General features: G+C 62.4%; 23 protein-coding genes and 1 pseudogene. 13 read left to right on the plus strand and 11 right to left on the minus strand.

Annotated elements, in window-relative coordinates:
* Positions 1-19: 19 nt before the first annotated feature.
* The 4 genes and pseudogenes from OKW35_RS41975 to OKW35_RS41990 all read right to left on the minus strand — a co-directional run.
* Positions 20-889 (minus strand): branched-chain amino acid ABC transporter permease, encoded by an 870-nt coding sequence (locus tag OKW35_RS41975; RefSeq protein ID WP_429353831.1) that lies wholly within the window; start codon positions 887-889, stop codon positions 20-22.
* A gap of 116 nt (positions 890-1,005) precedes the next feature.
* Positions 1,006-2,262, minus strand: a complete 1,257-nt coding sequence (locus OKW35_RS41980) for an ABC transporter substrate-binding protein (protein ID WP_184069005.1) — start codon at positions 2,260-2,262, stop codon at positions 1,006-1,008.
* 531 nt (positions 2,263-2,793) lie between these two features.
* Entirely contained in the window at positions 2,794-3,180 is a 387-nt protein-coding gene (locus OKW35_RS41985; protein ID WP_184069008.1) for a hypothetical protein, read from the minus strand.
* A gap of 268 nt (positions 3,181-3,448) precedes the next feature.
* A pseudogene (locus OKW35_RS41990) lies at positions 3,449-3,842 on the minus strand (chloride channel protein); the annotation flags it as partial.
* A 519-nt stretch (positions 3,843-4,361) separates the two neighbouring features.
* Between OKW35_RS41990 and OKW35_RS41995 the strand changes: the two are divergent.
* A complete protein-coding gene (locus OKW35_RS41995) occupies positions 4,362-5,378 on the plus strand; it encodes an IS110 family transposase (RefSeq protein WP_429555164.1) in 1,017 nt (338 codons plus the stop codon).
* A 271-nt stretch (positions 5,379-5,649) separates the two neighbouring features.
* Entirely contained in the window at positions 5,650-6,147 is a 498-nt protein-coding gene (gene pal / locus OKW35_RS42000; protein ID WP_429403200.1) for a peptidoglycan-associated lipoprotein Pal, read from the plus strand.
* A 28-nt stretch (positions 6,148-6,175) separates the two neighbouring features.
* Here the strand turns inward: pal and OKW35_RS42005 are convergent, their stop codons facing one another.
* Both OKW35_RS42005 and OKW35_RS42010 read right to left on the minus strand, forming a co-directional pair.
* Positions 6,176-6,430: a hypothetical protein gene (locus OKW35_RS42005; protein ID WP_184067236.1), complete on the minus strand. Its 255-nt coding sequence runs from the start codon at positions 6,428-6,430 to the stop codon at positions 6,176-6,178.
* Positions 6,414-8,348 (minus strand): chloride channel protein, encoded by a 1,935-nt coding sequence (locus OKW35_RS42010; protein WP_429555165.1) that lies wholly within the window; start codon positions 8,346-8,348, stop codon positions 6,414-6,416. Before OKW35_RS42010 ends, OKW35_RS42005 begins: the two co-directional genes overlap by 17 nt.
* 473 nt (positions 8,349-8,821) lie before the next feature.
* Here OKW35_RS42010 and OKW35_RS42015 point away from each other — a divergent pair, with 473 nt between their 5' ends.
* From OKW35_RS42015 to OKW35_RS42030, 4 genes are all read left to right on the plus strand, one after another.
* Positions 8,822-9,256, plus strand: a complete 435-nt coding sequence (locus tag OKW35_RS42015) for a MarR family winged helix-turn-helix transcriptional regulator (RefSeq protein ID WP_429555166.1) — start codon at positions 8,822-8,824, stop codon at positions 9,254-9,256.
* A gap of 468 nt (positions 9,257-9,724) precedes the next feature.
* Positions 9,725-10,465: an ATP-binding cassette domain-containing protein gene (locus OKW35_RS42020; protein ID WP_184067230.1), complete on the plus strand. Its 741-nt coding sequence runs from the start codon at positions 9,725-9,727 to the stop codon at positions 10,463-10,465.
* Between the two features lie 113 nt (positions 10,466-10,578).
* The gene (locus tag OKW35_RS42025) at positions 10,579-11,517 is read left to right on the plus strand and encodes an ABC transporter permease (RefSeq protein WP_090805964.1); all 939 of its coding nucleotides are present in this window, start codon (positions 10,579-10,581) and stop codon (positions 11,515-11,517) included.
* A 213-nt stretch (positions 11,518-11,730) separates the two neighbouring features.
* The gene (locus OKW35_RS42030; protein ID WP_184067251.1) at positions 11,731-12,723 is read left to right on the plus strand and encodes a sugar-binding protein; all 993 of its coding nucleotides are present in this window, start codon (positions 11,731-11,733) and stop codon (positions 12,721-12,723) included.
* Positions 12,724-13,536: 813 nt separating this feature from the next.
* Here the strand turns inward: OKW35_RS42030 and uppS are convergent.
* Together uppS and ribA are read right to left on the minus strand one after the other, a co-directional pair.
* Positions 13,537-14,277 carry a polyprenyl diphosphate synthase gene (gene uppS, locus OKW35_RS42035; protein ID WP_184067224.1) on the minus strand — a complete coding sequence of 247 codons (741 nt, stop codon included), beginning with the start codon at positions 14,275-14,277 and terminating at the stop codon, positions 13,537-13,539.
* Positions 14,278-15,819: 1,542 nt separating this feature from the next.
* Complete coding sequence (gene ribA / locus OKW35_RS42040; protein ID WP_090805969.1) at positions 15,820-16,470, minus strand: GTP cyclohydrolase II; 651 nt, start codon at positions 16,468-16,470, stop codon at positions 15,820-15,822.
* 338 nt (positions 16,471-16,808) lie between these two features.
* Here ribA and OKW35_RS42045 point away from each other — a divergent pair, with 338 nt between their 5' ends.
* Positions 16,809-17,252, plus strand: a complete 444-nt coding sequence (locus OKW35_RS42045) for a CBS domain-containing protein (RefSeq protein ID WP_018420894.1) — start codon at positions 16,809-16,811, stop codon at positions 17,250-17,252.
* Positions 17,253-17,519: 267 nt separating this feature from the next.
* Here the strand turns inward: OKW35_RS42045 and OKW35_RS42050 are convergent, their stop codons facing one another.
* Complete coding sequence (locus tag OKW35_RS42050; protein ID WP_184067221.1) at positions 17,520-17,861, minus strand: DUF4148 domain-containing protein; 342 nt, start codon at positions 17,859-17,861, stop codon at positions 17,520-17,522.
* A 302-nt stretch (positions 17,862-18,163) separates the two neighbouring features.
* Positions 18,164-18,793, minus strand: coding sequence for a DNA-3-methyladenine glycosylase (locus OKW35_RS42055; protein ID WP_184067218.1), 630 nt, complete (start codon positions 18,791-18,793; stop codon positions 18,164-18,166).
* 369 nt (positions 18,794-19,162) lie between these two features.
* On the opposite strand from OKW35_RS42055, the gene OKW35_RS42060 reads away from it, so the two are divergent.
* Together OKW35_RS42060 and OKW35_RS42065 are read left to right on the plus strand one after the other, a co-directional pair.
* Positions 19,163-19,522 carry a BON domain-containing protein gene (locus OKW35_RS42060; protein WP_184067215.1) on the plus strand — a complete coding sequence of 120 codons (360 nt, stop codon included), beginning with the start codon at positions 19,163-19,165 and terminating at the stop codon, positions 19,520-19,522.
* 318 nt (positions 19,523-19,840) lie between these two features.
* On the plus strand, positions 19,841-20,923 hold the full coding sequence (locus tag OKW35_RS42065) for a calcium:proton antiporter (protein WP_429555167.1): 1,083 nt from the start codon (positions 19,841-19,843) through the stop codon (positions 20,921-20,923).
* A 35-nt stretch (positions 20,924-20,958) separates the two neighbouring features.
* Here OKW35_RS42065 and OKW35_RS42070 read toward each other — a convergent pair whose 3' ends face one another.
* A complete protein-coding gene (locus OKW35_RS42070; protein ID WP_090805978.1) occupies positions 20,959-21,852 on the minus strand; it encodes a LysR substrate-binding domain-containing protein in 894 nt (297 codons plus the stop codon).
* A gap of 491 nt (positions 21,853-22,343) precedes the next feature.
* Between OKW35_RS42070 and OKW35_RS42075 the strand changes: the two genes are divergently transcribed.
* From OKW35_RS42075 to OKW35_RS42090, 4 genes are read left to right on the plus strand one after another with little or no spacing between them, the layout of a single operon-like run.
* Positions 22,344-23,438, plus strand: a complete 1,095-nt coding sequence (locus OKW35_RS42075; protein WP_429493819.1) for an ABC transporter substrate-binding protein — start codon at positions 22,344-22,346, stop codon at positions 23,436-23,438.
* A 5-nt stretch (positions 23,439-23,443) separates the two neighbouring features.
* Complete coding sequence (locus OKW35_RS42080) at positions 23,444-24,427, plus strand: ABC transporter permease (protein WP_429555251.1); 984 nt, start codon at positions 23,444-23,446, stop codon at positions 24,425-24,427.
* Positions 24,424-25,317, plus strand: a complete 894-nt coding sequence (locus OKW35_RS42085) for an ABC transporter permease (RefSeq protein WP_429555168.1) — start codon at positions 24,424-24,426, stop codon at positions 25,315-25,317. Before OKW35_RS42080 ends, OKW35_RS42085 begins: the two co-directional genes overlap by 4 nt.
* A gap of 26 nt (positions 25,318-25,343) precedes the next feature.
* Positions 25,344-26,438: an ABC transporter ATP-binding protein gene (locus OKW35_RS42090; protein WP_429555169.1), complete on the plus strand. Its 1,095-nt coding sequence runs from the start codon at positions 25,344-25,346 to the stop codon at positions 26,436-26,438.
* Positions 26,439-26,478: the final 40 nt, after the last annotated feature.

The raw sequence follows: 26,478 nt of genomic DNA on the forward strand, positions 1-26,478 counted from the left end.
GCGAGTTGCAGTGATGATCTCACTGGACCCTCCCTTCCTCACCCAGCAGTCCGCGCGGACGTACGAGCAGCACTAGACCCATCAGGACGTAAATCACCGCTTCGGTCGCGGACGGGAAAAAGACAGAAGTCAGGCCAGAAGCGACGCCAATGAGAATGCCGCCGAGCAGCGTACCCGGCAGGCTGCCCAGTCCCCCGACGATGATCGCAACGAAACTCGGCATGATGAGCGAATCCCCGATTGTCGGTTGCAGTCCGAGCATGCCGGCTGCCAGTACGCCAGCCAGCCCCGCGAGAAAGATGCCGAGGCCGAAATTCATGCTGCGAAGCCACCGTACATTCACGCCCAGTGTCGCGACCGTTTCGAGGTCTCCGACACCAGCGCGGATACGAATGCCGGATCGAGTGAACTTCAGGAACATGAAGAGCGCCGCCACGACGATCACGACCAGAACGACCATGAACACACGATAGCCCGTTAGAAAGAAGAACGAGGACGTCAATGGCTGGTTCAGCGCGTCCGGAATCTGGTATGGCAATGTCTGAGGCCCCCAGATATAGCGGCTACCGTCCTGCAGCAGAAACGCGAGCCCGAACGTGAGCAGCAGACTGTATAGGGGATCTCTTCCATACAGCCGGCGAATCAGTACCCGCTCGATCAGCAGTCCGAGAGCAGCCGTCAGCAAGGGTGCAATAACAAGCGCCGCCCAAAAGCCGACATATGGCATGATCGTGTAGGCGAGGTAAGCGCCGATTGCCAGGAATCCGCCGTGCGCGAAGTTGATGACACCGCTCAGATTCAGGATCAGCGACAGGCCAAGCGCCATCAGCGCGTAAAACGCGCCAATGACGATACCGTTGAAAACGTTGAACAGGATCAGTTGCGTCATACCGTTACCTGTGCTGCCGACGTCCGCTTCCGATGTCCCGGCTCATCGGTCGCGCGGCAGTTGCGGCAGCGCGACGTCATTAGGCACTCAGCCCCCTGTCTGGCTCCCCGAACCGGTCATGCCCATGTGAGACGGCAGCCGGTTTCGCCGACCGGCAGCGCCGCGTCGATGCCCTTTACCAGTTGATCGACGTGGAATAGATCATCAGGTCTAGGTCCCTGCGCTACCGCATGTCCCACATAGAGATCCGGCATGAGCTGATGGTTGCCGGCCCGATAGAACGGTGTGTCCGGCATCAGCCCTACGTCCGGCGGCAACTTGAAGCCTTCGAGCGCCCGTGCCAGTTTCACCGCGTCAAGCGTCTTCTCCTGATTAGCGACGAGTGCAACGCTATTGACAGCGACGTGCCCGAACCAGTGTCTGGCAGTCGGCACTCTCCCGGCCTTCTTACGGATGCCGGCCACGTATTCCGCTACGTGGGGTACGTTGGGCTGGTCCCAGTACCATTCGAATACCCACGTACCGATTCGCGCATCCGGCGGCAAGCCCTCGAGCACCTCCAGTTCCTGCTGCGCCCCGGCGATGTGGAAACGCTTGTTAAGGCCGAACTGCACCGCCTGCTTAAGCGAATTGACAGCATCCTGACCTGCGGTAAGAAACAGGATGACGTCAGGATCGGCAGCCTGCGCCTTGATCAAATATGACGAATAGTCGGTGGTGCCAAGCGGCGCCAACGCGGCTCCAGCCTCCACCCCTCCGAACTTCTTCAGGCTCGCCTCGAAGCCGAGTTGCAAGGTGTGGCCAAATGCGTAATCGGGGGTGATGAAAAACCATTTTTTTCCGTACCGGTCGAACAGGACCTTCGATACCGAGTTGGTTTCCATCCTCGTCGTATTGCAGACCCGAAAGACGTTCCAGTGACAATCTGTACCGGTCACGGCGTCGGTATGCCCACCCGTCACGATATGCAGTGTTTTCAATTCGTTTGAAACCTGCCCGATCGCAAGCGCCATGGCCGAGTTGACATTGCCAAGCAGGAAGTCCACCTTGTCACGTTCGATCAGCTTGCGCGCCTTCTGTACAGCAGCGCCAGTATCCGCGCTGGTGGAATCCTCCACGATGAGCTGAACCGGACGACCCAATATGCCCCCGCGCGCATTGATCTGATCGATCGCGTATTCGCAACCCATTTGCTCGTTCTTGCCGAGTTCGGCATAGGTACCTGTCAACGGATCGTCGAGCCCGAATTTGATTGGAACCTCTCCGCGCGCCTTGATGATGAAGGGTGCGCCGATCTGCGCAATTCCGGCTGCGGCAGCAGCCTTCAGTACGAGCCGGCGATGCCGTCGGCCCGCGGTCGATAGTCTTCCCATTTCGGTCTCCCACAGAATGGACACGTCCGAGCAATGCTCGCGCTCTCCTCCTGGGAAAGCTGGGTCCGATTTCTACGCTTCGGATTTCCAACGCATATCAAATGTTAGTGCACGATATGACATAATTCCATGAGACGTAACGAAACGTCTGAGTGCCAGCCGGTCTATCGCGGTGATTCAACGCACACCGGCGCGGTGCGCGGGTAAAGCGCTTCAGTAAATGTCCCGGGATGCGCATGAAAGAGACTCGGGAAAACCTCCACTCTGAAGAACCCTTCCTCCATTGAGGCATCTGGAACAACCCCGATGCTCGCGCCGGGTGTTGGGAGATCTGGCAGCATCGTAGGCAGTGGTCGCGCTCGCAACCGATTCGCTTGTCAAAGATTGCGCCAAAGCGAAGGCAAAATTGTGGGACCACATCGGCGTTTCGTGCGCGGCGTCCGTTACAGAGATGGCCGATTTCGAATGGGTGAGCTCCCCTCCGCAATCAGGCAAGACGAGCCACGGCCCTCGCTACCGCGATCGAGATGATTAATCGAGGCTCGAAGCCCCGAAACCCAACGCGCTGAGTGCGAAACTTCCTGCGCCAAACGCATTACGTGACGGCGTGTACGCATCGTCAAACGCCAGGATTTCGCCGTGCGCTGCCAGCGATATGTCCGCCAAAGAAGACCGGGAATACGGATCGGCGCGCTCCGGATACCATGGTGTCGTTGGAGAGGATACTGCCTCAGAGGTCGAGCCTCTGCTCGAAGACCTCATCTTGGCCCATGGACCAGAGGAATCCAGCGGCACTAACTCGTCCAGCATGCGATCACCTGTCATCGCGTTCACGCTGCCGCAAATGGCTGTCGCGACCAACAGCACGGCCTTGGTGAGCTTGCGAAGGAGTTTTGATGAGTCTGGCGCAGACTTCATGAATGATCGCTGTGTCACTTCAGAATTCAGACGTTTGGAACTTGCCGCCTCACGGCACAGTCGCTGCATGATAGCGGGTGGCCTCTGCCAAATAAATCTATGTTTACTCCCTATCTGCGAGTGCAGCGCACCGATGGATCCCGCACCCGGTGCTCCCTATTGATCATCGCGATGACAATCACGAAGGCCTTGCCAACCCGGAGATGACGCCGATCAGCAGCACTCGCGACGGCGAGTAGATCGGGCATGTAATTGCCTACTTCGATTGCGCCGTAATGATCACGCCGCTCATGCGTGCGTCGAAGCTGCGGGTCAATTCCTTGATGGCAAAGACCGCGTTCACAAGCGGCGCATTGAACGCCGCCGACAGGCCTGTGGGGGCGCCGGCGAACGCGAGTCTGTGCTCGAGATCGACGCCGCGGATGGTCCGAAATCGCGCGGGATGGAAGTGCCGCAGGTTAAGCATCAGCGATGCGCCGACGTGGATCGTCGGCACGCCGCAATGTGTCACAATCTGCATCAATCAGATGCGCTTCCAGCACTGCGACGAGAGCGGTGACCAACGGGCCCACCCAGAAGATTCCATAGTGGAACCAAAGCCGCCGAACATGTTGCAGCGTTCTTCTGTCCAAGATGCGGAAGAAAGTGGCAGACGGTTTCAACGTCAGATAGGGATCAACGAAAAAAAAGCCCAGCCGTGAAGCTGGGCGGAGGGGAATCGCCTTCTGTCGCCTGAAAACGGGTGGGCTTGCTGCCGGACCATACGCCATAACATGCAATATCGGCACGCCAGGTCCCACACCACTAGCCCCTAGAATAAGCACGTTGTGACATTTATTCAAGCGATTCCTGCACCTTTTTCGTAAAACCAGGAAGGGGGAACACGGCAGGAGTTCATTCAGATGACCTTCGCGAGATAACGGCGGCGGCTCCGATGGCTGCATCGCCTGGGAAAATACGGAGGCACACCACGCAAACGCCACATAGACTTCAAGACGTCGCTTCCCTCGACGTACTGCCCTGCTCCACGTCGTCACTTTTCTGGGAGATGGTATGGACGCCTCCCTCCCGCGTCGGATAGGAGAGGCAGTAGGAACGGCGGAGCCCTCGCTATACCCGACGGCATCAGAGTGCCAAAGTGGTGGTGTCAAAACGACCACTGAGGGTAAGGAGGGCTCGAAATGAAGACTACGACGTTTGGCGTGGACCTGGCAAAGCGGGTCTTTCAGGTGCACTGGGTAGACATGGACACAGGCGAGATCAACCGTCGTCAGCTCAAGCGCGAACAGCTCGTGACGTTCTTCGCGAAGCAGGCGCCCGCGCTCATCGCGATGGAAGCGTGCGGCAGCGCCCATTACTGGGCACGCCGCTTCGCGAGCTTCGGTCATCAAGTCCGGCTCATTGCGCCGTCATTCGTCCGACCGTTTGTGAAGCGCAACAAGACCGATGTGGCAGACGCGCAGGCGATCTGGGAAGCTGCACAACGGCCGGAGATGCGTTTCGTCGCTGTGAAGAGCGAAGCGCAGCAAGCGGTGCTGACGCTGCACCGCGTGCGCGCACAACTGCTCAAGATGCGTCGCATGCAGATTAACCAGACGCACGGCTTGCTGTACGAGTTTGGCGCGGCAGTGCATCGCGGCTCGCACAGCATGAGCGACGCGGCCCGCATGCTTGGCGAGCTGGCCGACGCTTTGCCCGCCATGGTCATCGACACGCTTCGCGAACAACTGCAGCGTATCGAAGCGCTCACGCGCGACATCCGTGCCATTGAACACCGGCTCGCAGCATGGTTGCGCCAGGACGAAGGGGCCACGCGGCTCGCCGCCATTCCGGGTGTGGGCCTGCTCACGGCGACTGCCGCCATTGCCACCATCGGCGAGGCGAGTACGTTTCGCTCCGGGCGCGAGTTCGCCGCGTTCCTCGGTTTGGTGCCACGGCAAAGCGGCACGGGAGGTCGCGTCAAGCTGCTGGGCATCAGCAAAAGAGGCGACGTGTACTTGCGTACCTTGCTGATTCACGGCGCGCGCGCAGTGCTCTCGCATCCGAAGCACCTGAGCAACGCGCTGCAACGTTTGCTCGCGCGACGACCGTTCAATGTAGTGGTCGTCGCGCTCGCAAACAAAACGGCACGCACGATCTGGGCGCTGCTTGCCCACGCTCGAACGTACCAATCTGGTTACGTGGCTCACGCTGCGTAGAAGATCAACTAACTATGGAGACGTGGTCGCTAATAGGTTGCGCAGGTTGATATACATGTGATGGCGAAACAGGTCGGACCGCGGGGAAGCAAACCTGAATTCTGTCTTGTCCTTCGAGGACTCGCAGGAGATGAGGACTTCCCCGGCAGATTCCATCAGGGCCAGCGGATCACCATCCGCACCACAGGCCGGATATAAGTCTGCAACCTCATCCTGTCCGTCACACACCGAATATCACCTGGCAAACCGGGAGGCGTCCATATAAGACAGAATGAAAAAATGCACGATCCGACTCACGTTCGTGATGCTCGCGCTGCTCGCCGGATGTCATGAAACGAAAACGCCGCAAACGGTCACATCGAGCGGCCAGGCTGCCAATGCGTCGGCGCTCAGTACCGGTCCCTCGACGATCGACGAACTGAACAATCCCAACAGTCCGCTTGCAAAGCGAAGCATCTATTTCGATTTCGACAGCTATACGGTGAGGGATGACTATCAGGCGCTACTCCAGGCACATGCGGACTATCTGCGCCGGCATCCGTCCCAGCATGTGCTGATACAGGGCAACACCGACGAGCGCGGCACCACCGAATACAATCTCGCCCTGGGCGAGCGGCGCTCGCAGGCCGTCATGCGTGAGTTGGAAACGCTTGGCGTGCCCGGGACTCAACTGGAAGCCGTCAGCCTGGGCAAAGAAAAACCGGTTGCGCTGGGGCACGACGAGGCGTCGTGGTCGCAGAATCGCCGCGCCGACCTGGTGTACCGCTAATCGCGCAGCGCACGACGCGCGGACCAGTTCAAAGCCCGAAGTACCAGAGCCGCACGTCCTCTTCCTCCGACCATATCTGCACGTCGAGCATCTCGTCGAATTCGACCGGCTCGCCCCGGTACATGCAGCAGAACCCGCGCTCGGTGCGATAGACGATCACCCACTCGCGCGGGTCGGGGGTTGCGTCGGGCGAACGGTCTTCCCGTGTGCTCCCGGAATCCGCAAGGTGCACCGCGGCCTTGAGCCGCTCGCGCAACGTCCGCCACTCAGTTTTCAGCTTCACGGTCGCTCACCTTGAGACCCCTGCCGTGCACGGCATACGAAGCGTCGTTGACGCGCACGGATTGCGTCGACGTGGCGGTCCTTCCGCGAACCCGGGGCTGGAAAATATCGATACTGCGGGCGACGGCGTCCGCAATATGCTCCTTCGCAATCACGCCGGACACGTCGAACGCGCCATCGACAGCGGCATCGACGAGGACCACCGCCATCACCGCGCGGCGCTGCCGGAGTTCGCTGATCACTTCGAACGCCGCATCGGATCGCTTCACGACGATGAAGTTGCGATGCGCGAGTTGCCCGATCGTGACCGTCGGATTGTCATGGCTGACCGCGCGGCGCAGGCCGGTGTTGATGCGCAGCACGCCGTACAGCATGCCTGCCTTCGTGACGACGATGTGCCGGAACGGCGCGACGCCCATGCGATCGAGGAGATCGCGAAACGGGACGTCCGCGTCGAGCACCAGTATGTCGGCCTCCATGATCGCCCCCGCGTTCTGCACGAGAAACATATTGGCGTGCAACGCATCTGGAATGACATGACCGCGCCTGACGAGTTTCATCGTGTAGATCGTCTCGCGCGAGAGGAGCCGGCGGGTGCCAATGCTGAACGCAACCGCAAGTATCATCGGCAGCACGATGTCGTAATCGCGCGTCATTTCGAAGATCATCGCCACTGCCGTCATCGCGGCACCCGTGCCGCCCGCGACCACCGCCCCCATGCCGACCATCGCGAATGCAGGCACGCTGACCGGAGCGGCCGGCACCAGCAGATGGAACAGGGACGCCAGTGCGGCGCCCAACGTCGCGCCGATGAACAGCGACGGCGAGAACACGCCGCCCGACGAGCCGGAGCCGAGGCTAACCGACGTCGCGGCCATCTTGCACAGCGCAAGCAGCAGCAGGAATAGGCCACCTTGCAACTGTTCATTGAGCGTCGCCTGGATCGTGGCGTAGCCCACGCCTTCCACGTAGTAGTGGCCTGCGTAGCGCATCAGCAGATACATCATTACGCCGACGAACAGCATGCCGAGCGCGTGGCGCGCAAAACGCCCCGGAACGCGATCGAAGGCGTCCTCCGCCCAGTGCAATCCGCGAATCAGCAACGCGGCCGCCACGCCGGCCACGACCCCGAGCAGCGCGTAAAGCAGCAGCGTGAAGCCGCTCGCGAGATGGTTATCGAGCGCTCCGAGTTGAGGGGGAACCAGGAAAGCCGCTGCTCCGCCAAGGAACAGCCGTCCCACGAACGTGGCGGTGCCCGTTGCCAGTGCGACGGGCAGAAAAGTCCCCACGCTGATTTCCGGCATCATCAGCTCGGTCGCGAACAGTACGCCGCCGATCGGCGTATTGAACGTCGCGGCAATGCCGGCCCCCGCGCCGCTCGCAACGAGAATGATCCGCTGACTGGCGGGCATCCGCAGCCACTGACCCAGCGTCGAGCCCAGTGCCGAACCGATCTGGATGATCGGACCTTCCCGGCCCACCGCCGCACCGGTGCCGATCGCGATGGCCGATGCGAGCGACTTGACGACCGCCACGACCGGACGGATCACGCCGCCCCCGAAATAGATCGCGTCCATCACTTCTGGCACGCCATGCCCTTTTGCTTCCGGCGCGAAGCGGCTTACCAGCCACGTGACCACGAAGCCGCCTGCTACCGGCACGAGAATCACCCATGCGCCCCACGGCGACGGCGGGGTAAACTGGCTCGCGTCGTAGAGCGGCGAAAGGCGTCCGAGAAACGCCGCATTATGGATAGTGCCGATCAGCATCCTGAACACGACCGCGCCAAAACCGGTCACGATCCCGAGGCAGAACCCCAGCATGCTCATGCGATAGAGGTCGAGCGGCTTCACGACTTCTTGCGCGTTTTCAGGAGGCGCCGAATCTCCTTCCTTACCGTCGAGCTTCGTGGGGGCCATATCCCGCTTCTCCTCGCATGACAACACCGCGTCATCGTTCGGCGCGGGAGCCTCGAGCGGTCCCATGCACGCATTACAAGGTCCACGCAGAAAGAAGCCGAGCGGTCTTGGGGGGATGATCGAACATCGCACCGCCCGCCTGAATCGGTCGGTGCGACCGGGTAGACAGGCCTCGGCAATCATGTCATGCCGTGCCATGCACTATAGTCCTATCAACGCGTGTTCACCAACCTTGATGGTCGTGGCGATACGGAACACCCAACGCTCACTGCATCTCAATCCGGCGCGGGCACGCAATCCATCTGATACGATTTTGCGCTGTCACCCCGTCACGCCGCATTGCCGGTGCGCCTTGCGATAGAGCAACAGGATTTCAGCAAGGCTGCAGAGAATCCGGTTTCAGGCGCCTGGTCCATGTTCCGAACGAGACAGGTAGCAAAGTGAAGCAAACATCACCGCACATCCGGGTCGGCATGCCCAACAAGCAGGATCTCGAAGCCATGTCCGCATTCCGTTACCAGTTACGCAGGTTCCTGCGGTATTCGGAAGAAATTACTCACGCCGAAGGAGTCACGCCTCTGCAATATCAGATGCTCCTTCACGTCAGGGGATTTCCCGACCGCTCCTGGGCCAGTATCGGCGAACTGGCTGAACGGTTGCAGGCAGCGCCCAACGGTACCGCGGCGCTCGTGTCCCGCTGCGAAGCCGCCGGGCTCGTCGAGCGTCACCCCGACGCTTCCGACCGGCGACTCGTGCAGGTCCACCTGACGGAAAAAGGCGAGCGGTGCCTGTTGAAGCTCGCGATGCTGCATAAGCGGGAAATCGAGTCATTCGGTTGGGCGCTGGGGCAGTTTCAGGTTCAACAGACACCACTGGTTGGCGGAGCGGCCAAATCGCCAGATTGGTGATCATGCAGCGGCGCCAGGGATGAGCATTCGTCGACGGCCGGCGCGCCAGCGACGATCTCCGCGTGCCAGCCCTTTGGCCCGTGTCCGTACGACCCATTCTCAAGACATCCAGGACCGCTTGGGCTAATGGGTGATTACCCTCGCACGGACGCGCCAGAAGCTTTCAGGCCTGCCTTAATTGGGGCGATCGTACTTGTCATGCCAGGAGCGGCGCCTGTGGCGCGAAGTCCGCTGGATGACATTTTCCGATGGACGCGAGTGGCTCGACGCCCCTCAACGGCCACCGCTTGCCGCTTCGTGCGCAGCCGCACTGGACGCGCCTTCCGATTCGGCGGCACGTTCGACAGGTGGCCGAAGTGCCTTGCTAAATGCCCTATCGTGCGCTAAAAAATATTTACTTCCTTCGCGTGTCTACTGGCCGTCCGGCCAATGCCATGGACGCCCCCACTCCAGCGAGCACGACTGTCCATGAGTCTTCTTGAGCTCAGAGGCGTTTCCAGGCATTTCGGCGCCATTCAGGCCCTGACCGACGTGACGCTCAGTCTGGAGTCAGGTCAGGTCGTGGGGCTCATGGGCGATAACGGGGCCGGGAAATCGACTTTGGTGAAGGTCGTCGCCGGCAACTTTCCACCTTCGCACGGCGAAATTCTCATCGATGGAAATCCCGTGCATTTCAACAAGCCGGTCGACGCGCGCGCGCGCGGCATCGAAGTCGTCTATCAGGATCTCGCGCTCTGCGACAACCTGACGGCAGCCGCCAACGTTTTCCTTGGCCGCGAACCGCGGGTCGGGTTCGGGCCTATCCGCGTGCTCGATCACGCGACCATGTATCGGCGTGCGGGTGAACTGTTCAAGGCACTGAAGTCCGAGACGCGCCCGCGCGACCTCGTCAGGCAAATGTCGGGGGGACAGCGGCAGGCGGTGGCCATCGCCCGCACACGCCTCTCGGAAGCAAGGCTCGTCCTCATGGACGAGCCGACCGCCTCGATCAGTGTGCGCCAGGTCGTCGAGGTGCTGGATCTCATCAGACGCCTGTCCGAACACGGTATCGCCGTCATCCTCATCAGCCACCGCATGCCTGACGTATTCGCCGTTGCCCATCGGGTGGTTGTCATGCGGCGCGGGCGCAAGGTCGCCGACAAGAAGACCGAAGAGTCCTCCCCGGAAGAAGTGACCGGACTGATCACCGGCGCCATCGCCGCTGCCTGAAACTGCCTCGCATCGGAGCCACCACATTGAACGACGCGCCGCGAAGGCCCCCTACAACCCCGCCATTGCTCGATGATCCACAGTCCGCGAGGACGCATACTCGCTGGTCGGGAATGCTCGCAAGCCAGGTGTTCTGGGTCGTGCTGGCAACGATCGTCGCCTGTATCGCCCTGTCTTTCGCGACCTCGACCTTCGCGACCTCCGAGAATCTTTTCAACGTTACGCGAAACTTCGCCTTCGTCGCCATCGTGGCGCTGGGAATGATGGCGGTGATCGTCACGGGCGGCATCGACATTTCGGTTGGCTCGACGATCGGCATCAGCGGTATCGTGCTCTCGGTCGTCATGAACGCGGGCTACCCGATCTGGGCCGGTATCGGCATGGGACTACTGACCGCCGGGCTGGTCGGCCTCGTCAACGGCTTGCTCATCGCATATCTCGGCATGCAGCCTTTCGTCGTGACGCTCGCCATGCTGAGCGTCGGCCGCAGCCTCGCACTCGTGATCTCCCGCAGCCGGACCATTTTCGATTTCGGCCCCGACGGGAGCAAGCTCCTCGCGCTCGGCGGCGGCGCGACGCTCGGCGTCGCCAATCCGGTGTGGTTCCTGATCCTGCTTGGGCTGTTGTTCTGGTTCGCGTTCGGCTGGACGCGCTGGGGCCGCTATGTGTTCGCGATCGGCGGCAACCGTCATGCGGCGACTCTCACCGGCGTACCGGTGCGCCGCATCGTTTGTTCCGTCTACATGCTCTGCGGCCTCATGGCGGGCGTCGCGGCGATTCTCGAAGTCGGCTGGCTAGGCGCGGTGACGACAGGCCTCGGCACGGGGGACGAACTGCGCGTGATCGCTGCTACCGTGGTCGGCGGGACCAATCTGATCGGCGGGGTTGGCAGCGCCTTCGGCACGATCGTCGGCGCGGCGCTCATCGAGGTCATCCGCAACAGCCTGATCCTGCTCGGCGTCGACGCGTTCTGGCAGGGCACAGTCGTCGGCAGCTTCATCGTCGTCGCGGTGCTCTTTAACAGGCTCGGTGGCGAGCGGCAAGGAGATTGAAATGTCGTTGGACGCGCCGGCCGCTTCCCGGCCGGTGCCGCGGGAAGCGGGTGCGGCCGGATTAGGCGCGGAACTGCCGCACGCATGGGTTCACAAGACCGCGAGGATCCGCTCCAAGGCCGAGTTCCGATTTCGGGCCTGACGTTGGATCGTTATGAAGACTGTGTAGGCCCACATGGGCACCGTAGAGCCGGCGCCGAACAGGAGGAAGCAATGAAGAAACTGTGGATGTGTCTTGCCGCGGCTGGAGGACTCGCGATGCTGGCGTCCTCTGGCTTCGCGGCCGATAAGACCCTTGCGCTGGTGGTGAAGGGTCTCGACAACCCGTACTTCGACCTCATGCATCAAGGATGCGAACGGGCGAACAAGGAACTCAACAAGCAAGGCTACAACTGCTACTACACCGGTCCCGCGACCGCCGCGGACGAGAGCGCGCAAGTGCAGATCATCGACGACCTGCTGACCAAGGGCGTCGCGAGCATGGCGATCTCGCCAGCGAACGCGCCGGCTGTGGCGGAGGTGCTGCGCCGCCGCGGCGGATCGGTCCCGGTCATCACCGCGGATGCCGATCTGCTGCCGAAGGATGCGTCACTGCGCAAGAGCTATGTCGGCACCGACAACTACGAACTGGGCGCCAAGCTTGGCGAGCAGTTGAAGATGCTGATGCCGAAAGGCGGCAATGTCTGCCTGGTGATGGGCAATCCGGCAGCGGAGAACATCAACCAGCGGGCCCAGGGCGCGCGCGATGTGCTCTCCGGGAAGAAAGGGATCACGAAGCTCGCTGGCGAGAACGGCTGGCATGAGATCAGTGGCTGTCCGCTCTACGTGAACGACGACGCCGCCAAGGCGAACCAGATGATGCAGGACACGCTGACCGCCCACCCTACCGGTCTCGACGCCTTTCTGCTAGCGGGCGGCTGGCCTCTCTTTGCGCCGCAGGCTTTTTCGCAGGTTGTCGCGCCGATAATGGACAAGATCAAGAACGGCAAGTTCGTGATCGTCTCGGCGGATACGCTCGGGCCCGAACTGCAAGCGCTCAAGGAACACAAGGTGAATGTGCTCGTCGGCCAGCGGCCCGAGGAAATGGGCTACCGCGCCGCGATGGTCATGCGTGACCTCGCGGAAGGGAAGTCGGTACCTCCGGTCATTCACACCGGACTCGACGTCTGCACATGGAAGAACGCCGACACTTGCCTGAAGCATTGAAGGCCGGCGGCCCACATCATCACGATAACGCGGGAGCCGGATCGACACCGAGCCGACTCTGCGCTGCCTCAATGCATCGACGACACAATTTGCCTGCTCTTCCTGAAAGAGGCCGGGCGCGGCATTGAACACCAATAGCGCGCCGACAATGCACGCTTCGACACGTTCGCCGTTGATGCGCATCGTTAACCTCGCCTTAAGTTGCCCAGGAGTACGCTGATTACATGAGAAATCCCACGGCCCGAAGCATCGCTCTGGTTTGGTCAGTCATCCCAAACATGACTTCGCTAAGCATCAGATAAGCTTTGCATCCTGGACTTCTCTCACGTTCTTCTCATTGCACCGCAGGGTTTTGACGTTGGTCAAATGACCCGGCGTCTCCCCGCATTGCAGCAACCACAGGCCAGCCCGCCTGAGCGAATCCTGCACGGCGAGCACCGAGTCCCAAGAAAATGCATGGACCGAACCTCCTTATGAGCGCCAGTAGCCCATCGTTCGTCTCCTGCAAATCACAGCTTTTGAGCCAAATGTCGCTGGGTCGCGATAACTAAACAGAGCGTCTTGAATAATGCAGCATAATCTTCGCAAAATCTCGTTTGACCTGATCCAGTGTCGGAAACAGGCCTCGACGGCCTCAAGCCCTTCGACGAGCGTGGAAAAGTAGCGGTTGCGCAATTCGCCAGTGGCGTGCCGCGATCGCGGCGCGGCTGACAGAATGGCACCGGCCATTTCGTACAGCAGGAGATTGTCTGAGTGACCCATCTCCTCCCGATAAAGTAGGCGTCTAGCATGAGTGAATACTTCACACCTCTGTCATGCATTTGCGCGCCCAAAACGACGTTCGCGCGCCCGATATGATGCGAGTGCGGCATCAAGCGCGGCGTCGTCAAAATCTGGCCAGAATATGTCGGTGAAGTAGAGTTCAGTGTACGCGAGCTGCCATAGCAGGAAGTTGCTGATGCGCTGCTCACCTCCGGTCCGGATCAGCAGATCGGGTTCCGGCGCGTACGCCATCGCCAGATATTGCGCGAAGCTGGCTTCGTCGACCGGCACGGCGTGACCATCGACGGCACTCCGTGCGGGTAGCTCGCTTATAGCGTGAAGGATATCCCAGCGACCGCCGTAATTCGCCGCAATGGTCAGCGTCATACGCGTATTGTGGGCGGTTCTGATTTCCCCTCGCTTCACGAGCGCCCGAAGGTGCGCATCGAACGCCGATAGATCACCAACGACGCGCAAGCGGATGCCATTCTTGTGCAACCGTGCCGTTTCACGCTGTAGCGTCGCCCCGAACAGACGCATCAGGAACGACACTTCGTCCTCCGGCCGGCGCCAGTTCTCCGAACTGAATGCAAACAGCGTCAGGAATTCGACGCCGCGCCGCGCGCAGCCCTCGACGATTGCGCGGACCGCTTCGACACCCTTCACGTGACCGGCCACTCGGGGCAGCCTGCGCTGCGCCGCCCAGCGGCCATTGCCGTCCATAATGATTGCAATGTGCCGCGGCACATCGGTCACGGCCGGTACGCTAACGGTCGAACTTTTATGGATCATGGGAACCGCCGCGAGTCAGGCGGAACACGAAAGTCCCCGAAGGTCATGAAGGTGCCCCTGGACTCTTTTCCTGGTGATCAACTCGACCGCCACCAAATCACGTGGACATCGGCTGGGCCACCGGACGAAATGGACAATCGTATGGTATGCAGACGAAACTGAAAGGATGCTTAAGACGGAGATACTCTCCAGGCTTTGTTCACGTATTGGCAGGTTTAAGGGGGCCCGGCGATGATTTCGTTCATGAAAGCAGCCGCCCAACAGAACGATACCGCCGTCGACAACCCGCTCTCCTATGTTTGGCTATCGATTTCCACCCGACGTGATCAGCTACGCGGTGTAGTGGTATACCGTTTCCCGCTAAGAGTCGTTAATACAACCTGGACAGCGCGGCTGGGCCCAGACGCCATATCCTGGCAGGATGACAAGACGAAAAATAAGCAACGAGATCTGGGCGGCGCTGGAGCCGCCAGGCGATGCGACAGCTGCGTGAGCCACTCACGCCTTTCCCTGTGGTAAGTATCGCGGTTGTAGACGCCGATGATTCCGGGCTGTACGTGGCCGAGGACTGCCTCGGCAATATCGTTGGGACATCCCAGCGTTGCAAGAAGCGTCCGAGTTGCGCGTCGAAGGTCGTGGGCGGACCAATGCGTGACGGGCAAGCGCGGGGGGTGTCCGGAATTTTGTGTAAACGGGTTGAGGCTTAACCCGGCACCAGCCGCTCTTCGAACTGGATCGTGAAGCGGTTCAGTGCGGCCTTCCAGTCGCGGATCGGCATCGTCCACTTCTTGCTGATGTTGTTCAGGAAGACGACCAGCATCAAGCGCGTAATGCCAGGCGCTACCCAGTTCCATGCGAAGGCGCGAGGCGAGCACCGGCGTCGACCGGTACGACTCGAGGAAATCGAAAGCCTGGGCGCGTGTGACGGCTGTGACGCGCATATCCCCTATAGGCCCCAGCTTCGCCTTGAATATACGTGCGACCTCGACCGCTCCCTTTGTCTTCCGATTTACTTCTACATACCCTTCCAGATAGTCGCGGCACCGCTGTCTGACGGTGTAATCGCCTGGGTGCGCAGCCGCTGATTCCCGTTCTCCGCAGTGTCGAAGGTTCGGCTCCGGAATCGCGTTCGACGCGCTTCGTTTGCCACGCAGCGATCGCTGCAGCAAATGAGGTCGACGGCCACTCACGAGCTTCACCTGTCGCATGCGACCGTCGATCGGCGACTTATAGCGATACGTCCATGACTTGCGGCTCGTTGAAGCCTGGTAGGCGTAGGCCTGGAAATCCCTCAAACGTCATGTGCTTGCCGCTCGGCAGCTTGGCCACGGCACGTGCATCAAAGCGCATTCTTCCCTCGGCGCAGGTTTTCTGCATAACGGCACAAAAACCTATGCCAGCATCACAAGTTTGGGTAAGCGGAGACACGCGTCGACACACCAACCGACGGGCCTGAAGCGTTAATATTTTTCTTAAAATTCAGTTACTTGCGGTATATCCTGGGAAGGCTTTTGGCTTACCGAGACAAGCCTGAAAACATGGCTACTCATTCTCGTCGAAGTAATGCCCGAACTTCAGCTGCTTCGTGCGGATATACCGCTCGTTTTCCTCGCGCATCGGAATCGCGAGCGCGACACGCTCGCACACCGGAATGCCGTGCTTCGACAGCGTGTCGAACTTTTCGGGATTGTTACTCATCAGCCGCACCGACGTGACCTTCAGCGTGCGCAGGATGCCCGCGGCCGAATCGTATTCGCGTGAATCGTCGGGCAGGCCGAGATCGAGGTTGGCTTCGACGGTATCGCGCCCCTGCTCCTGCAGCGCATACGCGCGGATCTTGTTGGACAGACCGATGCCGCGTCCTTCGTGGCCGCGCAGATACAGCAGTACGCCGCAACCCTCTGCCGCGATATAGCGCAGCGCGAGATCGAGCTGCTCGCCGCAGTCGCAGCGATAGGAGCCGAGCACGTCGCCCGTCAGACATTCCGAATGCAGGCGCGTCAGCACCGACGACTGGTTGGCGACATCGCCCATCACGAGCGCGAGATGTTCGGCGCCGCTGTCGACCACGCGAAACACATAGGAAGTGAACGTGCCGTAGCGCGTGGGCAGCGTGGCGGTGGCGTCGAGCACGACGCATTCGCCGGTGACGGCGCCGTCCGCTGCGGGCGATGGATCCTGAGACGTGAGCATGGCGTTGAACAATGGTGCTGGCATGAACCCGGTCGAGCCGGGGATAAGGTGTGGATTGCGAGTTTACCGCTAATCCGCATGCAGCACGTGGATGCCCCTTCGCTTGCACGGGACGCTGCCCCGCGACAAGCCGCACCCGGCAGACGCGCATCACGCGAAACACGAGCCCGAGACCCGAAACAAGCCCGCGCGGACCGCGTCAATCCAGCGCGCATCGTCCGGCGCGCCCGAGGTATTCCCGGTGTACCGCGGGCGCACGTCGCGCCTATACTGGTATCGCCTGTCCCTCACGACAGTGCGCCACTTCGGCGTGCTGCATTGCGAAACGGAGCCGCTCCATGACAAGCGTTGCACAGCTTCTTAAAACGAAACCGAACCCCTCCGACGTCTACACGATCGGCGCCGACGATTCCGTCTACGAGGCGATCCGGTTGATGGCCGAGAAAAGCATCGGCGCGCTGGTGGTGACGGACGGCGACAGCATCGCCGGCATCATCACGGAGCGCGACTACGCGCGCAAGATCGTGCTGATGGACCGGTCGTCGAAGGCGACGCCGGTGCGCGACATCATGAGCAAGGCGGTGCGCTTCGTTCGTCCGGACCAGACGACCGAAGACTGCATGGCGCTGATGACCGAGCGGCGCATGCGTCACCTGCCTGTCATCGACAACGAGAGGCTGGTCGGCATGGTGTCGATTGGCGACCTCGTGAAGGACATCATCGCGGAACAGCAGTTCACGATTCAGCAACTCGAGTTCTATATTCACGGCGAACGGCTCTGACAGGCAGCACGGTTTTCGCTGAGCGACACCGCATCGATCATCCGCGCGGGACCAGGCGCAAAAAAAGCCCAAACCTCTAAGAGCTTGGGCCAAGCTACCTTGCGGCAGCGGAGGTTCCTTCGGAAAGAGGAACGCTACGCGCGCGGATCACACGCTCTCGGGCGCATGAGTGCGGCGCGCTCGTTTGAAACAGTACCGGGTATGAAACGCTGTGTGCGCCGTCAAACGACGCGCACACAGATTCTGCTGCCTGCTTAGTTACCGAAATTAGTTACCGAAATAGACGCTCTTCGGGCCGCTCATCGGCTGCTTCATGCCGCCCGCCTGGGTCGATCCGCTCATCGGCGCGCCGTAACCGCTGGTATCAGCGCTCGGCTGGGTTTGCGCGACGGTCGGATTTTGCGCCTGCACGCGCTGCTCGGCGGCCTGGATGTCGGCCGGATATTTCGGGTCGCTCGAGGTCGCCGGGTTGTAGCCCGCGTGCTCCAGCTGGATCAGTTCGCTGCGGACTTCCGCGCGGGTGACCGGCTGCTGGCTCGACTGCGCGAACGATACGACTGGCGCGGCGACAAGGGCCGCAATGGCAACTGCCTTGATCAGCGATTTCATGGTGACTTCCCTCCAATGTGGTTTTATCTGCATCGCCGACACCTCGGTGTCCAGCGAATGACTTGAGTCTAGTCACCGCACTGCCAAGGGAAAACCCTTAATTTCGAGATAGAAAATTGCTCAGTTCGCAACGATCTCGGGAAATATCGTGGAACCGCCTCCGTTAGCATGATCTTCGGGGTAACAATTGCCCGGATCGTCACCTTTGCGTCTGATGTTTCCGAAATACGTCTGATCGAAGAAAAAATTCGCCCGCACGCACGCCGAAACGTCTGAATCGATGTACGCGCGTAGCTGCGACGTCATGCGCCCGAATGCGGAATCGTCAGTAGCTTGCGCGGGCCGCTGACGAACGCGCTGCCCGGCTCGAAAAATCGCAACGGACGGTGCATCTCGCGCGACAGGCCGATGCGCGTCGTCACGCCGATCGGCGCGTCGCCAGTCTCGATCACGCCGATCCATAGCCCCCGCCCCGTACACAAATCGCGGCCGTCGAGCGCCTGGCCGATGCCGAACGCCACCGTCAGCCGGCCGGGTCCGCGCGCAAGATCGCGCAGCGGCACGCCGGGACGGCGCGCTTCCATCAGCGCGAGTCCTTCGAGCGGTTCGATCGCGCGCAGCAGGATGCCGGCGCCGACCTCCTCCGCTTCGGACGACATGTTGAGCATGTAAGACACGCCGTAGGTGAGCCGCACATAAGCATGACCGCGCGCGAGGAACATCGACCCGTTGTACGGACGACGTCCGATGAACGCATGGCTCGTCGAGTCGCCGAGCGGATACGCCTCGGTCTCGACGATGCGTCCGCTCAGGCGTCCTTCGGGCAGATCGTGCACGAGATATTTGCCGACCATGAAGCGCGCGAGTTCCACGGTATCGATCGGCAGATCCTCGCGGCGCAACGGTCGGATCGGAAGAGCTTCGTTTCGCATGCGCTGGGTGTCCTTGAGTCGGTGCTGAAATCGGTGCTGAAACCTACGGCCTCGCGACAAGCGCGCAGTCGCCCCACTCCCACGTCATCGACCGGTTACGCTCGACAAATTCGTTGTACCGAAGCCTCATTTTCTGCGCCATGGAAGTCAACATGGCACCAATTGTTGTATTGTGTTCATCCGGCCGGTCACACGGCCGTTTGCATGTTTCGGCGCGCGCTTCGCGGCTCGCTGAAACTGCGTGTCGGCTGAAAGCGTTCGCAGACTGCTGTACCTGTTCCATTGGCATTGAATCCCGCCGTACCCGCTGGTGTAAAAAAATCGACCCCATCCGGGGATCGACGTTCTACGACAACAGGAGATGGTTGAATGAAAGCATTCTCGGCAATCAAGATGATCGGCGGCGCACTGGTCGTTCTCGCTTCCCTCAACGCGTACGCGCAAAGCAGCGAGGCGGCCGCGACCGCAGCGCCGGCGGCAATGGCACCGACCGCCAAGCAGACTCGCGCGGCTAATCGCGCGCTGCAGAAGAAGGTCCGCGCGACGCTCGCACGTACGAAGGGCCTGACCGTCGGCAACATCACCGTGCGCGCACGCGAAGGCGCCGTCACGCTGGAAGGCTCGGTGCCGGAACAGGCTCAGATCGAACTCGCGACGAACGCCGCTCAAGGCGTGGCAGGCGTGACGTCGGTGAAGAGCGCGCTGTCGATCCGCGCGATGGGCCAGTAATCCGGTCGAACGGCCGAAGAAGTTGCGGTAACAGCAGCAAGCTGGCGTCGACGGCGGAAAGCTCCGCCGCGACGCCAATTCCCCTCCGATCCAGCGCTCGACACCATTGCCTCACGGTGCGGCCATCGCACCATCCGACGCGGCGATTCCCCGCGCCCCCGAAACCGCGATATTTTCAATGCGCTACGCGCGTCGCGATGACGACCCGACCGCGTGGTGACGGCTTCTCGTAACGAGTTATCCCCGATAATTTAATAGCTTAACGTCACTTGTTAAGATATTACTTCAAGTTCACACACGCACCGAAAGGAAGGCCGCATGACTTCGTCCGCGACCGTCTTGCCTCGTTGGACTCTCGTCGCGCCGATCGTTAGCTGGATCGTGCTCGCCGCCGCCTACGCGATGCCGGGCAACACGCTGCTGCTCGCACTGGCCGGCATGTCGCTATGCGCGGCCGTGTTTGCTGCAGTGCATTATGCCGAAGTGGTCGCGCATCGCGTCGGCGAGCCGTTTGGCACGCTGGTGCTCGCGGTCGCCGTCACGGTGATCGAGGTGGCGCTGATCGTCTCGGTGATGCTGACGTCCGGTCCCGAGAAAGCCGGCCTCGCGCGCGATACGGTATTCGCGGCCGTGATGATCGTCTGCAACGGGCTCGTCGGGCTGTGTCTGCTGGTGGGCGGCATCCGCCATCTGGAACAGGACTTCCAGAGCCGCGGCGCGGCGGCCGCGCTGGCGGTGCTCGCGTCGCTGTCGGTACTGACGCTCGTGATGCCGAATTTCACGACCACCAGCCCCGGGCCTGTCCTGTCGCCGTCGCAGCTCGCGTTTGCCGGCGTGTCGTCGCTGGTGCTGTACTGCGTGTTCGTGTTCGTGCAGACGGTGCGCCATCGCGACTACTTCCTCGCCGGCGTGCCCGACGAAGACGTCCATGCCGAGCCGCCCGGCGCGCGCCTCGCCGCCATCAGCGGCGTGCTGCTGCTCGTGAGCCTCGTCGCGGTCGTGCTGCTCGCGAAAGTGCTGTCGCCGGTGGTCGAGTCAGCGGTGCTGAGCGCGGGCGCGCCGCCGGCGGTGGTCGGTATCGTGATTGCGTCGCTGGTGCTGTTGCCGGAAGGACTCGCGGCGCTGCGCGCAGCGCGCGCCGACCGTCTGCAGACCAGTCTGAACCTCGCGCTCGGCTCGTCACTGGCGAGTATCGGCCTGACCATTCCCACCGTCGCCGGCGTGTTCCTGTACATCGGCCAGCCCATCGTGCTCGGCATCGATGGCAAGGACATGGTGCTGCTCGCGCTCACGCTGGTGGTCGCGACGCTGACGCTCAGCACCGGGCGCACGACGATTCTGCAAGGCGCCGTGCATCTGTCGCTGTTCGCGGCTTATCTGTTTCTGTCGTTCGCGCCTTGACGCGATGCCTTATCCGGCACGGGCGGACGGCAACCTCACTCTTCCCAATGCTCGGCGATCCAGTCGCGGAACAGATTCAGCTTCTGCTGTTGCGCGACTGAGTCCGGATATACGAAGTAATAGCGCCAGCCGGTCTTCAGCACGGTATCGAACGGCCGCACGAGGCGCCGGGCGGCGACGTCCTCGTCGATTAGCGCGAGGTCGCTGATCGCGACGCCGAAGCCCTGCGCGGCGGCGTTGGTCGCCATGTCGAGCGTATCGAAGCTCGGGCCGAGCTCCGCGTCGATCGTCGCGGCGCCCGCCGAATCGGCTTCCGCGACTTTCGCGAGCCACATCTTCCAGTCGCGGTGATCGCGCGTCGGATGCAGCAGCGTGTGGCGCCCGAGATCGGCCACCTGCGCGAGCGGCTTGTCCTTCAGCAGCTCGGGCGTGCAGACCGGCGTCAGACGCTCCTCGAACAGCGACACCGCCTGCACGTCCGCACCGGGCGACGAACCGTAGATGATCGCCGCGTCGAACGGCTCGCTCTGGAAATCGACGTCGTGCTGCCAGGTGGTCGTGATCTGCACGTGAAGATCGGGATAGTCGGACTGGAAGCGCATGATCTTCGGCAGCATCCAGCGCATCACGCAGGTCGGCACCTTGAGCGCGAGATCGGTGCGCTGCCTCGTCAAGCGCAGCGACATTTCCTCGATCCGCGCGAAGCTCTCCTTGACCGCCGGCAGCAGCATTTCGCCCTCGGCGGTCAGCGTCAGCCCCTTTGCGTGACGCTTGAACAGCGGAAACTTGTAGTACTCCTCGAGCGCGATGATCTGCCGGCTGACCGCGCCTTGCGTCAGGCACAGATGGTCGGCGGCACGCGTGAAGCTGCGATGGCGCGCGACGGTTTCGAAAATCTGCAGCGCGTTGAGCGGCGGTAGGCGTCGCATCGGATGTCCAGGATCAGAAAAAATCATTGCGTGGCTGCGGCAGCGCCCCTCGCCGCCCTGCCCGTCAAGCCCACAGCATACGCGATCGGCTATGCGCGCACGAGTGGGCGCGCAGGCAAACCCGCATGCGTTCGACTCATGGCATGCGTGAAAAACGCCCGTACCGAGGAATGTCGCACCGGCGCGGTGCAAAACAACCTTCAGCAATCGCACAGAACCGAGCTTTCCTCATACCTCGACGCACGCTGGGATTCCTCGGGCAGATCTGGACGTTAACCCGCATAAGCCATCGCCCGTAGCTTCCCGGCGCGTCGCCAAATCGCTCGCCACCGCGTTCGCCGGCGGCGAGCCATGAGCGTACGTCATGCGATCCATGCGCATATTTCGATTGTTGCGTGATTTTGGCAAACCTACAGTGCATCCACGCACGGTAGATCCGGCAGCGGTCACGGCGAATCATGGGCAACGGGCGTTCAACACAGGAGACCGCCATGCAGCAGATCAAACGGGGTAGAAGGCAGGCCATCAAGACGATCGGTACGGCGCTCGCGGCATCCGCGCTGCCGATGCCGTTCCTCAACCTGCGCGCGCAGGAGCACAACTTCAGCGGCAAGACGCTGCGCATCCTGACGTGGTCGGACGATACCGGCACGGCCGCGCTGCGCAACATCGCCGCGACCTTCACGGCGAAGACCGGCGCGAAGGTCATCGCCGATCGCGCCGACGGCACCTCCGGCATGGTCGCCAAAGTCAAGGCAGCGGGCGAGCGCCCAACCTATGACGTGATCACGCTCGCCGGCGTCGGCGCCTCCGGCCTCGCCGACGCGGGCCTGCTGATGAAGCCCGACCTCGACCGCCTGCCGAACCTGAAAGAAGTCGCGCCGCCATACCGCACCGGCGCGAACGGCTTCGGCGTCGGCTATCTGCTGTGGTCCGACGGCCTCATCTACAACACCGCGACGGTCAAGACGCCGCCTTCGTCGTACGAGGCGCTGTGGGACCCGAAATACGCCGGTCGCGTTTTCCTGCCGCCGCCCGAGTGGGCCGAAGCGGTCGATCTCGCGATCATCGCCGCGAAGATGAACGGCGGCTCGCAGCAGAACATCGAGCCCGGCTTCAAGAAGCTCGCGCAGCTCAAAGACCGCGTGATGACGCTCGGCGAGAACCCAAACCAGGTGGCCGACCTGTTCCGCACGGGCTCGCTCGACATCGGCGGCATCTACTCGCCCGCGTTTTTCCCGGATCAGATCCGCAAGCCCGAATACAAGATGGGCGTGACCTACGGCATGAAGGAAGGCTTCGCGACGCAACTGATGTTCACGGTGATTCCGAAAGCGCATCCGGGCGACACCGACCTGATCCACGCGTTCATCAATCACTCGCTCGACGCCGGCGTGCAAGGCCGCATGGCCGCCGATGTGCTGAACGGCCCAGTCAATTCGAAAGCGATGATTCCGGCCGAGAGCCGCGCGTTCGTGCCGAGCCCGCAGCAGATCGCCGAGAAAGCCGTGCTGCATGACGACAAGGCGCTCGCCGCCGTGCAGCCGGCATGGATCAAGCGCTACACCGAAATCTTCTCGGCGTAACCACGATGCTCGCGCGCTTCCCGCGGCGTGCCGCGATGATGCCGGACGAAGCCGCGCCGGGCCCAGCGCCCGGCGGCGGCGCCTCCGCTTCCGCAGTTGTTGCGACGGCCGTGACCGACCGCGCTGCTGGCGCAACGACGCTCGCGAAAGCGCGCCCGTGGCTGCTACTTGCGCCGATCCTGCTGTTTCTGGCGATACTCGGCGCGGCCGCACTGGTCGTGCTGCGCATGAGCTTCGGCACGTCCGGCAATGAATGGCGCAGCTTCACGCTGCAGAACTACGCGGACCTGCTCGACGGCTACTTCCTGAAATCGTTGTGGCTGACGCTGCGGCTCGCGTTCCAGAGCATGCTGTGCGCGGTCGTGCTCGCGATTCCGGTCGCGCTCGCGATGGCGCGCACGACATCGCGGCTCGCGCGCCGGCTGCTGCTCGCGGGTGTGCTGCTGCCGCTGCTCGTCAATCTGCTGCTGCAAGGCTATGGCTGGCTCGTGATCCTCGGCCCGGCGGGTCTGCTCAATCACGCGCTGCTCGCGAGCGGACTCGTCGAGCGTCCGGTGATGTGGCTGTATCGCGAGCATGGCGTGCTGCTGGGGCTGATCCAGACCGCGTTTCCGCTCGCCGTGCTGCCGCTGTCCAGCGCGATGCGCGCGGTGTCGCTCTCGTACGAGGAAGCCGCCGCGACGCTCGGCGCGACGCGCTGGCAAACGCTGCGTCACGTGCTGCTGCCGCTCGCGATGCCGGGCCTCGTGTCGGGCGCGCTGCTGGTGTTCGCGTACAACGCGAGCGCGTTCGCGGTGCCGCTGCTGCTCGGCGGCCGGCGTGTGCCGATGCTCGCGGTGCTGGTGCACGATCAGGTCGCACCGCTCTTGAACTGGCCGGCCGCCTCCGCTTCCGGCGTGGTGCTGATGATCGCGACGCTCGCTGTGATGGCGCTGTCGCAACGGCTCGTGCGCCGCACCCAACGTCTGAGCGGGGAGCCTCACGCATGAGCACGCCGCTGCCGACCTCGCGCCTGCCGCGCATCGAACCTCGTTCGCCACGCTTCCCGCGCCTGCCTCAGACGATGCCCGGCCAGCTCGGCCGCGCGACCGCGCTCGTCGCGGGCGTGGTGCTGTTTCTCGCCGCGCTGCCGATCCTGACGATGATCGCGATGTCGTTCAGCGCGGCCGACACGCTCGAATTCCCGCCTCACGCGTACAGCCTGCACTGGTACCGCGCGGCGTGGCACAGCTTCGTGTCACCGGACGCGACCGATACGCTGTCGATGGGCGCCGCGCTGAGCACGAGTCTCGTCGTCGCGCTATCGACGATGCTGATCGCGACGCTGGTCTCCGTGCCCGCCGCGTACGCGCTGTCGCGCTACCGTTTTCACGGCAAGCCGGTGGTCGAGCAACTGGTCGCGCTGCCGCTCGTCTATCCGCTCGTGATGCTCGGCCTGTCGCTGCTGCTGGTGTTCAACGTGCTGCCGGTCGAGCTGGGCGTCGGCCGTCTGATCATCGCGCATGTGATCCTGGCGCTGCCGTTCACGGTGAAGAACTGCGCGGCGTCGGTCGCGTCGATCGGCCCCGAGTTCGAGGAAGCCGCGCTCGTGATGGGCGCGAGCCCCGGCCGCGCGCTCATCGACGTGGTGCTGCCGCTGATGCGCCCCGGCATTCTCGCCGGCATGCTGTTCGCCTTCATCGTGTCGTTCAACGAGTTCACGGTGACGTTCTTTCTCTACAGCATCGACACGATGACGCTGCCGGTATGGCTCTATAGCCGCACGGTGTCGTCGCTCGATCCGACCGTGTTCTGTTTCGCGGTGGTCATCGTCGCGATCGACTTCGCGCTGATCTGGCTGCTCGAAAAGCTGATCGGCGACGAAGGCGTCGCGCTGTGAACCCGCCACCTTTGCTGGAGCCTCCGATGACCCATCTGACCTTGCAGGCCGTCACGCGGCGCTTCGGCGCCGTGCATGCCGTCGACGACGTCGACCTGAGCGTGCCCGACGGCAAGCTCGTGTGCTTTCTCGGCCCATCCGGCTGCGGCAAGACCACGCTGCTGCGGATGATCGCAGGCCTCGAAACGCCGACCGAGGGCAGCATTCATTTCGCCGGCCGCGACATCACGCGACTGCCGGCCAATCGGCGCGACTTCGGCATGGTGTTCCAGTCGCTCGCGCTGTTTCCGCATATGACGGTCGCGCAGAACGTTGCGTATCCGCTGAAGCTGCGCAAGGTCGCGAAAGACCGGCAGGCGCGCCGCGTCGCCGAACTGCTCGAGCTGATCCAGCTGCCGCACATGGCGAACCGGCCGGTCACGCAACTGTCGGGCGGGCAACGCCAACGCGTCGCGATCGCGCGCGCGATCGCTTCGGAGCCGCAACTGCTGCTGCTCGACGAACCGCTGTCCGCGCTCGACGCGAAGCTGCGCGAAGCGATGCAGGTCGAAATCCGCCTGCTGCAGCAACGCCTCGGCATCACGACGATCATGGTCACGCACGACCAGCGCGAAGCGATGACGATGGCCGACGAGATCGTCGTGATGGAGAAAGGCCGCATCGCGCAGGTCGGCAAGCCGCTCGACATCTACCGCGATCCGGTCAGCGAGTTCGTCGCCGACTTCATCGGGCTCGGCAACATTCTGCCGGTGAGGTACGACGGCGCGGGCGTCGTGAGCCTGCCGGGCGGACGGCGCATCGCGGTGACGCCGCACCCGAGCGCGCCGCTCGCCGACGCGCGGCAGCCGGGTGCGGCCGGCGACGCGATCCGCCTGCTGATTCGCCCCGAGGACATCTGCGTGAAGGCGGCCACGGAAGCACCGAACCCGAACCGGCTGCCTGGTACCGTCACGTTCATTCGCGACGTCGGCGCCTCGCTCGAAGCGACGATCGATTGCGTGGGCTTCACGCTGACCGCCGCAACCACGCCGCGCGAAACGCCCGGGCTCGCGCTCGGCATGCCGGTGCTCGCCGAGCTGCCGCCGCACGCGTGCAAGCTGATCGCCGCGCGCGCCGCCTGATACCCGAATCCATCACACGGCTTTGCCTGAATAACTACCG

Origin of the sequence: Paraburkholderia sp. MM5477-R1 (assembly GCF_050436385.1) — a bacterium.
Classification (GTDB): Bacteria; Pseudomonadota; Gammaproteobacteria; order Burkholderiales; family Burkholderiaceae; genus Paraburkholderia; species Paraburkholderia tuberum.